At 60.4% G+C, this 16,803-nt stretch carries 13 protein-coding genes; 11 read left to right on the top strand and 2 right to left on the bottom strand.

The window, feature by feature from the left end; genetic code table 11:
• Positions 1-13 precede the first annotated feature (13 nt).
• The 11 genes from VFO29_03065 to VFO29_03015 are packed head-to-tail and all read left to right on the top strand — an operon-like array spanning position 14 to position 13,250.
• Entirely contained in the window at positions 14-3,316 is a 3,303-nt protein-coding gene (locus tag VFO29_03065; protein ID HET9392496.1) for a TonB-dependent receptor, read from the top strand.
• On the top strand, positions 3,317-3,958 hold the full coding sequence (locus VFO29_03060; GenBank protein HET9392495.1) for a dienelactone hydrolase family protein: 642 nt from the start codon (positions 3,317-3,319) through the stop codon (positions 3,956-3,958).
• Positions 3,959-3,961: 3 nt separating this feature from the next.
• Complete coding sequence (locus VFO29_03055) at positions 3,962-5,122, top strand: Gfo/Idh/MocA family oxidoreductase (protein ID HET9392494.1); 1,161 nt, start codon at positions 3,962-3,964, stop codon at positions 5,120-5,122.
• Positions 5,119-6,324: a dihydrodipicolinate synthase family protein gene (locus VFO29_03050; protein ID HET9392493.1), complete on the top strand. Its 1,206-nt coding sequence runs from the start codon at positions 5,119-5,121 to the stop codon at positions 6,322-6,324. The genes VFO29_03055 and VFO29_03050 overlap by 4 nt, the downstream gene beginning before the upstream one ends.
• On the top strand, positions 6,321-7,154 hold the full coding sequence (locus tag VFO29_03045) for a sugar phosphate isomerase/epimerase family protein (protein ID HET9392492.1): 834 nt from the start codon (positions 6,321-6,323) through the stop codon (positions 7,152-7,154). The genes VFO29_03050 and VFO29_03045 overlap by 4 nt, the downstream gene beginning before the upstream one ends.
• Positions 7,151-8,395: an MFS transporter gene (locus tag VFO29_03040; protein HET9392491.1), complete on the top strand. Its 1,245-nt coding sequence runs from the start codon at positions 7,151-7,153 to the stop codon at positions 8,393-8,395. Before VFO29_03045 ends, VFO29_03040 begins: the two co-directional genes overlap by 4 nt.
• A complete protein-coding gene (locus VFO29_03035; protein ID HET9392490.1) occupies positions 8,395-9,312 on the top strand; it encodes a dihydrodipicolinate synthase family protein in 918 nt (305 codons plus the stop codon). The genes VFO29_03040 and VFO29_03035 overlap by 1 nt, the downstream gene beginning before the upstream one ends.
• A gap of 35 nt (positions 9,313-9,347) precedes the next feature.
• Entirely contained in the window at positions 9,348-10,328 is a 981-nt protein-coding gene (locus VFO29_03030; GenBank protein HET9392489.1) for an EamA family transporter, read from the top strand.
• Complete coding sequence (locus VFO29_03025) at positions 10,325-11,338, top strand: hydroxyacid dehydrogenase (protein ID HET9392488.1); 1,014 nt, start codon at positions 10,325-10,327, stop codon at positions 11,336-11,338. Before VFO29_03030 ends, VFO29_03025 begins: the two co-directional genes overlap by 4 nt.
• Entirely contained in the window at positions 11,338-12,114 is a 777-nt protein-coding gene (locus VFO29_03020) for a TIM barrel protein (protein ID HET9392487.1), read from the top strand. The genes VFO29_03025 and VFO29_03020 overlap by 1 nt, the downstream gene beginning before the upstream one ends.
• On the top strand, positions 12,114-13,250 hold the full coding sequence (locus VFO29_03015) for a hypothetical protein (protein HET9392486.1): 1,137 nt from the start codon (positions 12,114-12,116) through the stop codon (positions 13,248-13,250). Before VFO29_03020 ends, VFO29_03015 begins: the two co-directional genes overlap by 1 nt.
• Here VFO29_03015 and VFO29_03010 read toward each other — a convergent pair.
• The gene (locus VFO29_03010) at positions 13,247-15,982 is read right to left on the bottom strand and encodes a molybdopterin-dependent oxidoreductase (GenBank protein ID HET9392485.1); all 2,736 of its coding nucleotides are present in this window, start codon (positions 15,980-15,982) and stop codon (positions 13,247-13,249) included. The two genes, VFO29_03015 and VFO29_03010, sit on opposite strands and share 4 nt — an antisense overlap.
• Positions 15,982-16,794 (bottom strand): FAD binding domain-containing protein, encoded by an 813-nt coding sequence (locus tag VFO29_03005; protein HET9392484.1) that lies wholly within the window; start codon positions 16,792-16,794, stop codon positions 15,982-15,984. The genes VFO29_03010 and VFO29_03005 overlap by 1 nt, the downstream gene beginning before the upstream one ends.
• Positions 16,795-16,803: the final 9 nt, after the last annotated feature.

Genomic DNA, 16,803 nt, shown 5'->3' with positions numbered 1-16,803 from the left:
GGAACCGCTCGTTATGACTAGGTTGGTGACGTTACTGCTCGCGGCAGTGTTTGTATTTACCTCGATTGCTCCGGTGCTTGCTCAGACGAGCACGGCCGGAACGGTCACCGGCGTTGTCAGCAACAGCGACACCGGCGCGCCCATCAGCGGCGCGGCGGTTTCGTTGTCGGGAGTAAGTTCCTATAAGACGACGACCGACGCTCGCGGCTCCTTTACCATCGGCAACGTCGCGCCTGGCGTCTATACACTAGTCGCCACGGCGAACGGGTTCGTCACGCAGCGGATTACGGACTACGTCGTGTTGGCGGGATCGTCATACACTGCGACGGTCGGCTTGCAGCCCGTCACGCTGAACTCTCTCCGCACGATCGCGCAAGTCACCTCCAGCGCGCGCGGTGGACGCGGCAGTTTCAACAATACGGCGGCGTCACAGGTCAGCGTCGGAGCCGATGTTTTCGCGCAGCAGGGCCAAGCGCAGGTCATGCAGGTACTCGACCAACTTCCGGGTTTCTCAACCGCGCACGAGTCGGCGAATAACAACCCTGCTGCGCCGGGCGCAGCTTCGTATCCAAACATTCGCGGAGCACAAACCTACGAAACCGCCTCGATGATCGACGGCCACGCCGTCGCACGCGTGGGCGGCGGATTCCGGTCACAATATCTCAATCCGGCACTCTTCCAGAACGTCGAAATTGTTAAGGGGCCGGGAGCCACGACGCCTTCGATCAATTACGCGATCGCCGGAACCGTGAACTATGTCACGCTCGAACCAACGCTGAAACCCGTAACGACGCTGCGTTTCGGCATCGACACCTGGGGCAGCCAAACATTCAGCATGCGCTCTACCGGTACGGTCGGCCGCCTCTCATATGCAGCCGTCTACGCGAGCAACGGCCAGAACGGCTATCTGCAGAACTTCCGCACGGCGTATCCGCTTGGACAATGGGTGAATGTCGGAACCGCGGGCGCGCGCCAATCAACGGGCGCTGCACCGACCGGCGCTTTCGCGTACGTCGACAACAACGTGAGTCCGGTCGCTCCGCCGGCACCGACTGCAGCCAACCATGGTTTGAACATTCTCAATCCGCTGACGGTCAACCAAAACAACTACGGTGAAACAGGATTGTACGCGTGTTGCGGAACCCCGTCGACGTTCAATAACGAGACGGCGCAACTCCTAAAACTGCGTTACAAACTCTCGGACGCGACATCGCTGACGTATACGTACATGGCGACGCACGGACAAACCGACGAAAACGGCAACCACCTTTGGCAGGCCAACACATTCTTCAACCCCGTGTTGAACATGAACAACGCAACGGCGGCCCAGATCTCGGCCGTGCAGGGTGCTTCGTACAACGTGCCCGTCGGCGGACAGTTCGTGTACGACGACAACTTCCTTATCCCGCAACAGCTCCGCCATCAGGACGAACCGATCAACCAGCTCGATCTGCGCACCTCCATCGGCAAGAATATCACATTCCTTGGGCGAGCCTTCTCGGCCGTCACGACGAATATCGCCGGCAATACGGTCGACTCGCCCGATGGCACGACCACGACATATGCGCAGGTCTATGGATCGTTCGTTCCATGTTATGGCGCTACCGGGATAACCGGGCTGAACGCAGCTTACGGCAATAACTATTCGGCCAGCTGCGGCGGGTCCGGAACAAACAAAGCCAATCCCATCATCTACAACGGTCAGTTGGAACCGATCACGTACGGTCCGGGCCCGCAACAAAGCCCCTACTGTTTGAACCCGAACTTCAATCCGGCCAACCCGTCGGCAAATGGCTACTACATGTCAGCAACGGGAACCGGAGCCACCGGCCTCAACGCTGCCGGGAGGCAAACCGGCGTGGCCTCGTCCACCGTGCTGGGCCTGGCGTGCAATGTCGGCTCGCCCGGGTACGTCGGACTCAAACAGACGGGCATCAGCGGTTGCAACAACTACACCGGCGTACCGAACTGCGCGTACTTCGCCTCCAACGAAAAAGACCGCATCCTCGGCGGAACCCTCGAGTTCTTCTTGACCGCCGGTCCGAACGTGTACACGTTCTCTTACGACTCGAACGAAACGAAAGTTCAGCAGTTTTACTACCAAAATATGCCGGACATTATGCCTGTCCCGCCGGGGGACAAGCAATCCTTCATCTCCTATATGGAGCGTGGGAACTTCCAGCTCTCTCCGAAGTTCAACGCGATTGTAAGCCTATACCAGAACAGATACCTATTCCACATCTCGCTCGACAACGGATTCAGCTTTCAGGACACGGCGAGTTCGCACTTCGATGGACGGATCGGGCTGACGTACCAGCCCAACTCGAGGATGTCGCTGCGGTTCTCGGCCGGCAGTTCGATCGCGCCGCCGTACATCTTCGGCATTCTCAGCAGCGGCTCGCATATTCCGGGAGCCGCGGTTCTGCCTACGTTCGTCAATCAAGGCGCGAACAGTTTCTATACGCAAACCGAAGCTTCACCAAATCTGCAGCCCGAAACGTCGTTCGGATACGACGTCGGCGGAGACTTCCGGCTCTTTGACGGCGGCACAGTGCTCTCGGTCGATGGGTATCTGCAAAACATCTTCAATCAATATCTGATCGGCGCAGGCGGCGGCGGCTTCCTCAACGGAACCGCCGACGACGGCACCAACGGCACATGGCCGCTCTTTATCACAGGTCCGACGAACGTCGCCAAGGCGAAGATGATGGGCGTTGAGTTCTCGCTCGTCCGCGCTCCGTCGCGAGGATGGGGTTACCTACTCAGCGGAGCGCTGCAGCGGTCGTATCCGTATGACATCCCATGCTACGTCTACGGCTTGCCGACGACGACGGCGGGATGCATCAACCCGAGTGGCAACCTGGCGGAGATTCCCGGAGTTAACTACCTGGTTCCCGGTGGCGGAACCGGCGTCAACACCTCGCAAGGCAACGTCACCGGTACGGCGCGCAATGCCATTCCTTACTCGCAGGCGTATGCCGAGTTGAGTTTTACGTCCAGCAACGGCACCAAGTACTGGTTCGGCGATCAATACTACGGCAACAACAACACGTACAACCGTCCGGCATTTTTGGTAGCCAGCGCCGGTCTGACCTATCCCCTGCGAGGCGGCCTACGCGAAGGCTCAATTCAGTTTGCCGCATATAACCTCTTCAACGCCTATCCCAAGGGCTATACCGAACAAGACTTGGGCATCTTGATACCAACCATCGCAGGACAGAATCCGGCACGGCCCACGCTGGCCGGATTGACCAACGGATTAAACATCGGTCCGACGCGATTCGTCATCCAATTCACCAGGAGAATCGGAAACTGAATGCAGACAACGATCCCCGATGTAACGCCGGCACCGGGGATCGTTCTTCTCTCATCTATCTTCGGCGTTGACGACGACATCCGCGAGTTTGCGCGGCGCTATGCGCAGCGCGGCTACGTGGTCGTCGCGCCGGATCTCTTTGCCCGAATACTGCCCGGCGCGCTAAAACGCACGGGCGACGACTACAGCAAAGCGGTCGACCGCAAGAAAAAGGTGGACGTGGATCAACTGCGCCGCGACGTGAAAACCACGATCGCGGAGCTGCGCGCCATGCCTGAGTGCAACGGGAAGGTCGCCGCGCTCGGGATCTGCTTCGGCGGACGCTACGCGCTGCTGGCGGCAATCGACGGTGACGTGGATGCGGCCGGCGCATATCACGCCTCCGAAGCGGGCCAGCACATCGCTGAACTCGAGCACGCTGACGCGCCCATCAGTTTACACTACGGCGACAGCGATTCGGTCGCGCCGATGAGCGAAGTGAACGCAGTGAAACGCGCGCTGCAGAACGACCCGCAGGCCGAAGTCTTCGTCTATCCGGGCGCCGGGCATAATTTTTCCATTCCCACGCATCCGGCGTACGATGCCGTCGCCGCACAAGCGGCGGAGACGAGAGTCTTTTCGATGTTCGACCGCCTGAAGTAAGCGATGGCCACCACAAAACGTCGCACGGTCGGCATCGCCATGAACGGCGTTACCGGCCGCATGGGCCGCAACCAGCATCTGATTCGTTCGATCGTTGCGATTCGTCAAGACGGCGGCGTCGCGTTGCCGGACGGCAGCATCCTGTGGCCCGAGCCAGTGCTGGTGGGACGCAATGAAGCAAAACTGCGCAAACTCGCAGACGATTGCGGCATCGCGCGCGTGAGCACGGATCTCGATGCCGTGCTGGCGGATCCCGATGTCGAGGTGTACTTTGACGCGCTCGTCACGGCGGAGCGTCCGCAGGCAATTCGCGCCGCCATCAAAGCCGGTAAGCACGTCTACAGCGAAAAGCCGATTGCACCGGATCTGGCAACCGCAATGGGGTTAGTGCGCGAAGCCAAGATTGCCGGCATCAAGAACGGCGTCGTTCACGACAAACTGTTTTTACCGGGCTTGATCAAACTGCGGCGTCTTATCGACGCCGGTTTCTTTGGCCGCACACTTTCCGTTCGCGGCGAGTTCGGCTACTGGGTCTTCGAAGGCGACGATCAAACCCCGCAGCGTCCATCGTGGAATTACCGCAAGGAAGACGGCGGGGGCATCATGGTCGACATGTTCTGCCACTGGCGGTATGTGCTCGACAATCTCTTCGGCGAGGTTCGCGCGCTCTCGGCCTACGGCGTGACGCACATTCCTAAGCGCTGGGACGAAGACGGAAAACCATACCCGGCTACGGCCGACGACGAAGCCTTCGGAACGTTCGAACTTGAGGGCGGGGTGGTCGCGCAGATCAATTCGTCGTGGTGCGTGCGCGTCCATCGCGACGAACTGCTAGAGTTTCAGATCGACGGTACTCAGGCTAGCGCAGTTGTAGGCTTGCGCGACGTGGTGGTACAGACGCGCGGCAACACTCCGCGGCCGGTTTGGAATCCCGACGAGCCGAACACGATTCCGTTTCGCGAGGGCTGGCTGCCGGTGTCCGACAAGGAAACCTTTGCCAATGCCTTCCGCGTTCAGTGGGAACTCTTCCTCAAACACATCGCGCTCGACACACCTTTTCCGTGGGACTTTCTCGCCGGCGCCAAAGGCGTACAGCTTGCGGAGATCGCATTGCAGTCTTGGTCGGAACGCCGCTGGCTCGACGTTCCGAAGTTAACAGCGTGAACGCAACCACCCTCGCCGTTAGATTGCCCGACGCCAACGGCACTATAACGAGTTATCGCTTGAGCGGGCGATCGTCTTCCGAGTTTGCGACAGCTCGCAAACTCAAAACGCGTGTTGCATTTGCAGCCGCGCACGTGGTGGCCGATCCGCTGGCGGGCGATCCGCTCGTTGATCCGCGACTCGATTGGGAGCGCACGCTGGCCTTCCGGCATTATCTTTGGTCATTGGGACTCGGCGTCGCCGAAGCGATGGACACCGCGCAACGCGGTATGGGATTGAGCTGGCCGCTCACGCAAGAACTCGTCGATCGTTCGCTGCGTGAAGCGAAAACCGTAGGCGGCCTAATCACGTGCGGCGCCGGCACAGACCAGTTGAATTGTCATCGTGAGGCATCCGGTTGTCATCCTGAGGTATCGAGGGGACTCACACTCGATCGCATTATCGAAGCGTATCTCGAGCAGCTCGACTTCATTGAGTCGCGCGGCGGAAGCGTGATTCTCATGTGCAGCCGCGCGCTGTGCAAAACGGCACAGTCGTCCGAAGACTACGAGATCGTGTACGATCGCGTCATCGCGGCGGCGAAGCGCCCGGTCATTCTGCACTGGCTCGGCGCGATGTTCGATCCGCAGCTCGAGGGGTATTGGGGCTCGCGCGACCTGACGGCCGCAGCTGAGACAGTCAAACGCATTATCGCTCGCCACGCGCCCAAGATCGACGGGATAAAAATCTCTCTGCTCGACGCCTCGTTCGAGGTTGCGTTCCGGCGTGAGATTCCAAAACCCGTACGCGTTTATACGGGCGACGATTTCAATTACCCGGAACTGATCGCGGGTGACGAGCAGGGGCACAGTGACGCATTACTCGGCGTGTTTGCGGCGATCGCACCGGCAGCGAGTGCAGCCCTGGCGGCGCGCGATCGCGGCGACCGAGCCGCATACGACCTCATCTTCGCCCCCACGGTGCCGCTCGCACGCGCCATTTTCGAAGCGCCCACCTACGCCTACAAAGCCGGCATCGTCTTTCTGGCGTATCTCAACGGCCATCAAAATCACTTTCGTATGGTCGGCGGTTTGGAAAGCGCGCGCTCCATCGAACATCTGGCGCGCGTTTTTCAGCTCGCCGATGCGGCCGCGCTTTTGGCGGATCCCGAACGTGCGGTAGCGCGCATGAAGCCCGTGCTCGAACTGGCAGGCTGCCCGTGAGCCTCGAGCGCGCAAGCCTCAACCAGTACACGGTCAAGCCGCTCTCGCTGATCGAAGCGGCCGACGCTTGCGTTCGTCACCACATACCATCGATTGCACTCTGGCGCGACAAGATAGCCGAGACCGGCGCAAAACGCGCGGCCGAGGAGATCGTGGCGCGCGGCTTGCGTGTTTCGAGCATTTGCCGCGGCGGCTTTTTCCCCACCGGCAGCGCCGACGAAAAGAAAGCGCGCTATGACGACAACCTTCGCGCGATCGATGAAGCCGCGATCCTCGCCGCCGACGTGCTGGTGCTGGTGTGCGGTCCGCCGATCGGGCGCGATCTGTCCGGCGCCCGCGCCCAGATCGAGGACGGCATCGCTTCGCTCGTTCCTTATGCGCGCACCGCAAACGTTAAACTCGGCATCGAACCGCTCCATCCCATGCTGCTTGCGAAGCGCAGCGCGATCACGACGTTAAGCGAGGCGAATGATCTAGTCGATGCACTCGGAGCCAAGGACGTCGTTGGCGTCGTCGTTGACGCGTACTGCGTCTTCTGGGATGCACAAGTCGAGCGCGAAATTGCGCGAGCCGGCGAGACGATCTTCAGTTATCAGGTCGCCGACTGGGTAACGCCCGACGGCTATGAAGATGTGGCTGCCGGGCGCGCCATGATGGGCGACGGCTGCATCGACTTCGCGCGCCTGGGCTCAAGTATCGAATCCGCGAGTTACACAGGGCCTATTGAGATCGAGGTTCTTAATTCGCGTCTCTGGACGGAAAATCAAGATAACGTCGTCCGGCTTGCAGTGGAACGCTACAACCAATTCGTTGCGGAGGCGTGCGTATGAAGTCAACGCTGGCGAGCTTGAACCGCCACCGCTGGACGATCTGCGCACTGCTCTTCGTCGCGATGATCATCAACTACATGGATCGCCAGTCGCTGGCGCTCCTCAAGCCGACTTTGACGCAACTGTTTCACTGGAACGACATCGACTATTCCAACATCGTGTTCGCGTTTACGCTCGCCTACGGTTTCGGCGCGATCGCCATGGGGCGCGTGATGGATTACCTCGGCACCAAACGCGGCTTCTCGCTCTCGATCGCCGTTTGGAGTCTGGCCGAGATGGCGCATGCCGCTGTCTCGACCGTCGCCGGTTTCATGGGCGTGAGGGTCGTGCTGGGCATCGGCGAGTCGGCGTCCTTTCCGGCTGCTATTAAAGCCGCCGCCGAATGGTTTCCGGCTCGCGAGCGCGCGTTTGCAACGGGCCTCTTCAACTCCGGAACGGCAATCGGCGCGATCATTACTCCGCTTCTCTTGCCGATCGTCGTGCTGAATTTCGGGTGGCGCGCGGGCTTCATCGGCACTGGACTGCTCGGGTTCATTTGGCTTGCGTTTTGGCTATTTCTGCACCGCAAGCCCGAACGGGAAAAAGCTATTCCGCTCATCCCGACCAAACAAGAGCGCTCGAAGTGGATCGACGTCTTTCCTCACCGCGCGACGTGGGGATTCGCGATCGCGAAGCTCCTGACGGATCCCGTTTGGACGACAATCTATCTGTTTTGGCTGCCGGACTTCTTCAGCCGGACGCGTCAGCTGGATTTGAAGAGCTTCGGCTTGCCGCTGGCGATGATCTACGTCTGCGCGGCTTTGGGCAGCGTCGCGGGAGGCTGGCTTTCGTCAACGCTCATAAAAAATGGCTGGAGCGCGAACCGCGCACGCAAACTAACCATGTTGATCTGCGCGCTCTGCGTACTGCCGATCGCCTTTGCCACGCACATTGCCTCGCTGTGGCTCGTCGTGGGCGTCATCGGTTTGGCAGCCGGCGCGCATCAGGGATTCTCCGCGAATCTGTTCACGCTCACGTCCGATACGTTCGAGACTAAAACCGTCGGCTCGGTCGTCGGCATCGGCCAGCTGGCGGGCTCGCTTGGCGGCCTGCTCGCCGCCAAAGGGATGGGCTTCGTTCTCTTCTATACGAACAGCTACGCGTTTGTCTTTCTATTTCCGGCCGTTGCGTATCTGCTCGCGCTCGGCGTGATTCAAGTCCTGATGCCACGGCTGGACAAAGTGAAGTTAGGAGCGTCGTAATGTTCAACGGTGCCATCGCTTTCCCGGTTACGCCGTTCCAATCCGACGGCAGCGTGGATATTGCCGGCGTTCGATCGAATTTAGAGATGATCGCGTCCAGCGGTGTCGCGTCAATCGTCGCTCCGAGCGGAACGGGCGAATTGTTTTCGCTCACGGAAGCCGAGTGCTCCGCAATTACGAAAGCCTCGGTCGAGGCCGCTAACAAACGCAAGCCCGTGATCGCCTCCGTTGGATTCGGGCCGCGCGCGGCGTCGGAACTCGCCAGGAGTGCCGAGGCGAACGGAGCCGACGGCATACTTGTCCTACCGCCGTACTACCAAAACCCCGATGCAGATGGCCTCTTCAATTATTACATGCAGATTGCACGTTCCACGCCGCTGCCGTTCGCAGTGTATGCGCGCGACGCCGCGTACTTTACGCCCGACCTCGTCGAGCGTCTTGCCAAAGATGCGCCGACCTTCGCTGCCTTCAAGGACGGCCGCGGCGATATCCGCACATTCATGCGCATCCGCGAATATGTCATCGACCGGTTAGGCCCCGGTCGCCTGGCGTGGCTGGGAGGCGTCGGTGACGATTTGCTCGCGCCGTACGCGGCAGCCGGCGCCGAGGGCTTCACATCGTCGATGGCGTGTTTCTGGCCGGAGATCGCGGCCGAGCTGTGGTCGACCGTGAAGAATGACCGCGCGCGCTTTCAAGAAATACATCGAACGGCAATCCGGCCGTTTTACGAGTTGCGCGCGCGCAAGCGCGGCTATGAAGTCTCCGTAATGAAGGCAGCAACGGAGATCCTAGGGTACGCGGCCGGACCGCCGCGTCCGCCCATCACGGCCGTATCACGTTCGGAGTACGAAGAGATCCGCGATCTGCTGAAAAAACTCAACGTCCCTACGATGAAGTCTCGCGGCGCGCTCGCTTGAGCGGAGGCGAACCACTCTCGACCTTCGGCCTGACGATGGCGACGGTCGGAGCCATCGGAAACGTCACCGGCGAGGTCTTCCGCAAGCAGATGATGCTGCGGTACAGCGCAACGGCCGTCACCTTCGCCTACAGGACCATCTCGACGATCCTGATCGCGTTAGTCGGCTGGTGGTTTTTTACGCACGGACATCCCGAGCACATCACCAACATCGGTGTGTTCGCAGCTTATATCCTCGTGCTCACCGCATTTCTAGGCTACGCGTCGTGGGCGCACCTCAAAGCGTTCCAGTTATCGGCCATGTCGACAACCGCACCATTGCTCTCATTCATCCCGGTCTTCACGCTGTTCGTCGCTTGGTTCACGCTGCACGAAGTCCCAATGTACACCAGCCTAATCGGCATCATTCTGGTGGTGGCCGGCACGTTTGCCATTCACGTCGACCTGGTCTCAAGAGGTTGGCTGGAGCCGCTCAAGGCTGTCGTCAAAGATCCGGGAAGCCGCTACATGATGTCGGTCGCGTTGCTGTACGGCATCTCCGGACCAATCGAAAAGAAAATCGTGCTGATGAGCGGACCGTTCACCGAAGGCACCTGGTACGCGTTTGGAACAGCGCTGCTCTTCCTTATTATAGCGCTCGCGCGTAAGGACAATCCGCTGACTCCGTACGTTAAGGCGCCCCTCACGACACTCTGGCTCTCACTCTCAGACTCGATCGTGCTCGTTTCACAATATGCGGCCTATGCCGTCATGCCGGTCGTGATAAACGCGGCGCTGCGCCGAACCGGCACGCTGATCGTCGTGTTGCTGGGATGGCTGGTCTTCAAAGAGCGCGGCGTCGGCCGCAAGCTGCTCGGAAGCGCGATCATGGCGGTCGGCGCCCTCATCATTTATTTGAAAAACCTTTCGATCGAACAGGCGTTGGTGATTGCGTTTGTGGGGCTGGGCATACTCGTGCCGGTCGCGATCCGTATGCGCAACGTTACGCCGCCGCCGGAGGAGATGGCCGGAGCGTGAGCGCATCGCGACGCCCAAAAACACTGCTCGCCTTCTCGCCGGCGCGTAACCCGGACACGATCGCGCCCGAACAGCGCGCTCGCCTCGAATCGCTCGTCACCCTGCAGTTGCCGGATCCGGTCGAGCACTTCGATGACGCGCGCGCCGTGCTAGCGCAAACCGAGGTGCTGATCACCGGCTGGGGCGCGCCGCGCGTCGATCGCGCGACGCTTGAGCGCATGCCGGCGCTGCGCTTGATCGCGCATCTGGCCGGAAGCGTCAAGAACATTCTCGACGCCGCGGTTTGGCAGCGCGGCATTCTCGTGACGAGCGCAGCCGAAGCCAACGCCGATCCGGTCGCCGAGTACACGCTCGCAGCGATCATCTTGATGAACAAGCGGGCGCTCAAACTGCGCGACGCGTATCGCGAGTCTCACGTGTGGCCGCGGCCTTTGCGCGATCATGCGCCGGGCCTCGGAAACTACCGCAAGACAATCGGCATTATCGGCGCGTCGCGCGTGGGGCGCAAAGTGATCGCGTTGCTCAAACAGTTTGCGTTCGATATTCTCTTATACGACCCATACGTAGACAAGGCCGAAGCGGAACGCCTGGGAGCACGCAAGGTAGAGCTGGACGCACTGCTTGCCAAGTCTGATGTCGTTTCAATTCACGCACCGGAAACACACGAGACGTACCGGATGATCGACGCCCGCGGCTTGGCCTCGATGAAATCGGGCGCGATCTTGATCAATACGGCGCGGGGGTCGCTCGTGGATACGGAAGCGCTTGCTGCAGTCCTTTCGCAAGGCCGCATCGATGCGGTGCTCGACGTAACGGATCCCGAACCGCTGCCCGGCGATTCGCCGCTCTACTCGCTGCCGAACGTTTTGCTTACACCGCATATCGCCGGCGCGGCCGGGGCCGAGACCCACCGGCTAACGGAAACGATTCTCGAGGAGATCGATCGCTACGCGCACGGACTGCCGCTCGCACACGGCATTGATGCCGCCGCGCTAGAGCACCTCGCATAATGGCCCTGGAGCTGGGGCTCTGTTCCGTCACGTTCCGCAAACTTGATTATGCGAACGTTCTCGAACTTGCAACCAGCGCCCGCGTGCGCGGCATCGAGTGGGGCGCCGACATTCACGTGCCGGCCGGCGATGCAGAACGCGCGAAAGCAGTTAAAGCTGAAAGCGCCGCCTGCGGAATCACCGTTGCTTCGTATGGGAGCTACGTCGAAGCCGGGGTCACTTCGAACGAAGCGTTCGCGGATGTCCTCGCAACCGCGTCGGCGCTCGGCGCGCCAAACATTCGTATTTGGGCCGGCCGCCGCGGCATTGCTTCCACCGACGTCACTGCCCGAGATCGCGCGAAGTGCGTCGCGGCCTTGCGCGCATTCGCGTTCGCGGCCGCAAAAGCAAGCGTAACGCTTTCGCTCGAGTTTCATCGCGAAACACTCACCGATTCACTCGATTCAACGTTACGGCTGCTGGACGAAACGGCCGATCCGAACGTCTTTACCTATTGGCAGCCCGCTTATTGGCAACCCGAGAGGAACAACACCGCAGCTGCAATTGCGGAGCTCGAAGCGCTTCGGCCGCGCCTTTCGCATCTGCACATCTTCAACTGGGGTCCCGAACGCGAACGCCTGCCGCTACAAGCCGCGGAGACTTTTTGGCAACCGGTGCTCGACCGGGTTTGCGCCTGGAACGACAGTTCCCGATATGCGTTCCTTGAGTTCGTACGAGAGGACGATCCAGCCGCTTTCATTGAAGACGCGGCTACTTTGCGCAACTGGCTCGAATAGTGCAACACTGGGATGAGATATTTCCAGCGATCTTCTTCTTCGCCGGACTTGGTGTTTGCGCTTGGTTCGCGCTTTTTACGTCAAATGCACTGGATGTACTCAGCAGGCAGAAGTGGCCCAGTTACATGTGGCCGGTGGAAAAAGACCGATTCAATTGGTGGTTTTACTTCATCTCGGGCGTACTAGGGATGGGATTCTTCGGTTTCGGCGCTGTCAGCCTGATGATGGACATAATCCTCGCAAAGCCATCCAGACCCGCGGTACCGCAATCATTCACGCGCATGTACGTCGCGCAATGTTTCTCCAATAAAATCTTCATTCTTACGCCACCGTTTAAGCCATCGCAGTCTGCAACCGCTGCGATCGCGCAGCCCTGCAGTAATTCCATTGCGTTCGATGCATCAACGGGCAAACTGGCAGTTGCGTCGGGCGCAGTCTTCGGAAAGCTGTCGATCAGCATCTACAATCCGCCGTTCTCAAGCGCGTCGGCCCCGGCGATAGCGTTCATGCCGCCCGGGCTTCGCCACCCGCGGCAGATCGCGTGGGACGACCTTGGGGACCTTTGGATCACGGACGATCTCGCGGCGAAGGTTTATGAGTTCCGTGCGCCGTTTTCCGGCTCGAGCAAAGCCATTGCTGAAAACACGCATGCTACGCAGCCGGTGGGACTCGCATTCGATATCGTTAACCGCATTATGTTCATCGCCGATGCGGGCGGTGCGCGGAGCTGTGCAGCGACGTTGTGTTACGTAGATGTCGTTCCCGCTCCTTACACTGGGGCGCCGGTTGCGCGAATTGCACTTGGGAAAAACGCACCGACCGCATTGGCGGTAGACCAGCGCAGCCGCCTGTACGTCGGATTCGAACATGGAGCGCTCAAGGGTCAAATCGGGGTCTATCTGCCGCCATTCTTTGCCGGCCAGACCGCGGCGTTCACGTTACATGCCGGCGATGCTCCCATGAGCTTGGCGTTTGATTCGGCGCAGAATCTTTACGCGCAGCTCTATAGCACCGGCGGCGTCGTGCGGTTCGATGGCCCGGTTACGGCGCCGGCGAGGCCAACAACCAAATTCGGCTGCCCCATGAGCGCCCGGTGCGTCCGCAAGAACTGGGCCGGCTTGGCGTTCGGCCCTTAAGCCGGTACGGTTGCCTTCTCGACGTCTTGCAGTTTCGCGAAAATACGGTCTTCCGTAAACGGCAGCGCGGTGAAGCGCACGCCCGTGGCCGCCTTGAGTGCATTGCCGATAGCCGGCGCGACCGGATTGATCGTATTTTCGGCGATCGATTTTGAGCCCAGCGGTCCGATGGCATCGTACGTGTCGGCAAAGAAGACTTCAGTGACCGGAGCGTCGGCAAAGGCCGGAATGCGGTAGTTGCGCAGTTGCGCATTGATCACGCCGCCGTTCTCGTTGTAGACCATCTTCTCTTGAAGCGCGTAGCCGATGCCTTGCACCACGCCGCCGATGCATTGACCGCGCAGCTGGTTCGGATTCATGACGGTGCCGGTGTCCACCGCTTCGGCGCTGAACAAAATCTGAATCTCGCCGGTGATGCGGTGCACTGCTAGCCGCACACCGTACGCCATAAATGCCACCGTCCGCGGAGAGCCGTACGCTTTGCGAAACGCGGAAAGTTCTTCGCCGTCCTTTTCGGCCGACGCATACAACTCCGTGAGCGGCACACGGCGTTTGCCGCACACCACTACCGTGTCCTCGATCCGGCAGTCTTCAGGTTTGGTTTTCGTCGATAGGGCGGCGTATGACACGATCTTGTCGTGCAGCGCGCGCGCGGCGTTTTCCACGGCCTTGGTCGGCACCATCATGCCGACGCTCGCGAACGTGCCGCTGTCGTACGGCGTCTTGTCGGTGTCCGCATTGATGAGCGAGACACGCGAAGCCGGACAATTCATGACCTGCGCCACGACTTGCTGCTGCGCCGTCACCAACCCGTTCCCGATCTCTACCGAACCGACCGTGAAATGATAGCCTCCGTCCGCCAGGAGTGAAACTTCCGAGCCCGATCGCTGCTCGGTCGGCGGCACGCAATCCAGCATGGAGATCGCTGTTCCGCTTCCCTCGAGCCAATCGTCGCCCGCCGGCTTCTTCAGGCCGCGCCCGCTGGCCAACGCCTTTTCGATCGCGTCGATACATTGGTCCAGCCCGTAACTGCCCATCGTGAGGTCGGACGACTCTTTCGAGAACGCCTCCATCTTGTCGGACGGCCCGACGACGTTCTTCCGGCGCATCTCGATCGGATCGATCTTCAAGAGATCGGCGAGTTCGTCCATCGCCGACTCCATCGCAAAGGTCGGCTGCGTCGTGCCGTATCCGCGGAAGCCGCCGCCGCACTGCAGATTCGTATAGACCGCGTAGCCGTCGCCCTTTTTATTCGGGCATCTATAGATAGCCCACGGACCGGACATGCCGTTGGCCAGTGTTTCGCCGCCGTGATTTCCGTACGCGCCTGTGTTGGAGACGATGCGATACTGAATCGCCGTCAGCGTTCCGTCGCTCTTGGCGCCGAGTTTCACGTGAACTTTCATCGGGTGGCGCGTCGTCGCGCCGATGAACTGCTCTTCGCGCGTGAACTCCCATTTCACCGGACGTCCGGTCTTCATCGCGGCAAAGAGCGTGAGATCTTCGCTCATCATGTCTTGCTTGCCGCCAAAGCCGCCGCCCACGCGTTCGGTGAAGACGTGCAGATCCGCCGGCAAGATGCCGAAGAGATAGCAGAGCTTGCCCTTCACGATGAACGGCCCTTGCGAGCTGGTGCGCACGTGTAAGCGTCCGTCTTCGCTGCGCCAGGCCAGCGACTGCATCGTTTCGAGGTGGACGTGCTGCTGACGCGGCGCGTCGTAGTCGCCCTCGTAGATTGCGTCAGCCTGCGCGAAGCCCTCGGCGACGCTGCCGACTTCGCCGTGAATCTCGACAAAAATATTTTTTTCGGGATGCAAGATGTGCGTGTCGCCGCCGCGGTCATGCAGCGCCGGCGCACCGGGAACCATCGCTTCCTCCGGATCAAAAACCGGAGTCAGGACGTCGAAGGTCACCTCGAGTTTGCGGCAGCCTTCTTCGGCCGCGCCTTCCGTTTCAGCGACGACCGCGGCGATCCGCTGACCCGCGAAACGCGCGACGTTGTCGAGCACGTACGTATCGTCGGGATCGACGCGATTATCCTCGTGTATCGCCGTCGTGTACAACTTACGCGGAACGTCTTCCCAGGTATAAACCGCCACGACACCCGGCACGGCCATCGCCTTGCTGCTATCGATCGAAACGATCTTCGCGAACGCGTGCGGCGAACGCAGCACCTTGAGATGCAGCGTTCCCTCGGGCAACGGAAGGTCGGTTGTATAGCGCGCGTGGCCCGTAACGATAGCTTCCGCGAACGGATTGCGCACGCTGGTTCCGCTCGACTTTCCCGCGCCGTCGGTCTCGATGTTCGTCTTCCCGTCAAACGCATCTCGGATCGAGCCGTAACCCGTGCAGCGGCAGAGATTGCCCTTAAGCGCGTGAGGCAGATCTTTTTTCTGCTCGTCCGTCAGGGCCGCACCCGTCATGATCATGCCGGCGGTGCAGTAACCGCACTGAAACGCTTGGGCATCCAGAAACGCCTGCTGCATCGGATGCAGTTTGCCGTCGTGTGCCAGTCCCTCGAGCGTCGTAACGTCGCGCCCGTCCGCGCGGAAAGCCGGATAGAGGCAGCTGTGCACAGGTTTTTCGTCCACCCACACGGTGCACGCGCCGCAGTCGCCCGCATCGCACCCTTTCTTGACGCTGAAGTGGCCAAGGTCGCGCAAGAACATGCGCAGACATTCACCCGGCGCGGGAGAGGCGGAGAACTCTTTGCCGTTGACCTTGAGTTTCATTACTCCAGCTCCTTACGAATCTCTTCACCGAAATGGTAGCTCAAATGCTTGCGGTGCGCCGGCGAACCGTGCACGTCGTCAAACCACAACGAATCGGGAACGCCGGCGTCGATGGCATTGCGGAGTTCGGCTACCGACGGATTGCCTTTGAAGCGCAACTGCACGGGATGTGCGGTCGCGGCGGAAATCGTCAAGATCAAATCGCCGGCCGGCGCGCGCGTTCCAACCAGCAACACCGCCGAACGTCCCAAATGTGTCAACGACGAACGGCGAAATGCGAAACGTTTCGAAAGGGCTTCCGCGGGCAGCCGAATGCTGCGCAGGAGCTCGCCTGGTGCAAGCACGTTGGCGTGATTTCCCGTCACGAAGTTCGATGCAAGCACCTCGCGCGGCGCGCCGTCGCGCGGCCACAGCGTGAGAACTCCCTCGAGCGCAACGGCCAGCGACACCATCGGACTGGCCGGCAGCGACATGCAGATGTTGCCGCCTACTGTGGCTTCATTCCAGATTTTGAACGACGACAAAAACGAGCGGCAACACTCGCCGATCAGCGCGCCTGCCGCCCACTCCTTCGGCGGTTCGAACGCGTACAATTCCGCGATGCGGCAGGTCGCCGCAATCTCGAGCCCGTCTTTCGTGGTGGTAAGCGACGGCCATTGCAGCGTGTGCAGATCGATTAACGTGTCCACATGAATCTGCTGCTCGGAGAAAAGCCAGGTTCCGCCGGCCAGCCACGCAAAGCCGTCGCGCCACTGACGGATTTCATCCGCCGATTTGGGCCGCTTGATATCGTTGACGGTATTGAGGTTCATGGAGAGTTG

This window comes from Candidatus Rubrimentiphilum sp., assembly GCA_035710515.1.
GTDB lineage: Bacteria > Vulcanimicrobiota > Vulcanimicrobiia > Vulcanimicrobiales > Vulcanimicrobiaceae > Rubrimentiphilum.
Note: the sequence above shows the minus strand (reverse complement) of the source record. Positions and strands in the feature narration are given on the sequence as shown.

Bases quoted from the DNA above. Each gene is read 5' to 3' on its own strand.
- VFO29_03065 (HET9392496.1), top strand. From the start codon at position 14: ATGACTAGGTTGGTGACGTTACTGCTCGCGGCAGTGTTTGTATTTACC.
- VFO29_03060 (HET9392495.1), top strand. From the start codon at position 3,317: ATGCAGACAACGATCCCCGATGTAACGCCGGCACCGGGGATCGTTCTT.
- VFO29_03055 (HET9392494.1), top strand. From the start codon at position 3,962: ATGGCCACCACAAAACGTCGCACGGTCGGCATCGCCATGAACGGCGTT.
- VFO29_03040 (HET9392491.1), top strand. From the start codon at position 7,151: ATGAAGTCAACGCTGGCGAGCTTGAACCGCCACCGCTGGACGATCTGC.
- VFO29_03035 (HET9392490.1), top strand. From the start codon at position 8,395: ATGTTCAACGGTGCCATCGCTTTCCCGGTTACGCCGTTCCAATCCGAC.
- VFO29_03030 (HET9392489.1), top strand. From the start codon at position 9,348: ATGGCGACGGTCGGAGCCATCGGAAACGTCACCGGCGAGGTCTTCCGC.
- VFO29_03020 (HET9392487.1), top strand. From the start codon at position 11,338: ATGGCCCTGGAGCTGGGGCTCTGTTCCGTCACGTTCCGCAAACTTGAT.
- VFO29_03010 (HET9392485.1), bottom strand. From the start codon at position 15,982: ATGAAACTCAAGGTCAACGGCAAAGAGTTCTCCGCCTCTCCCGCGCCG.
- VFO29_03005 (HET9392484.1), bottom strand. From the start codon at position 16,794: ATGAACCTCAATACCGTCAACGATATCAAGCGGCCCAAATCGGCGGAT.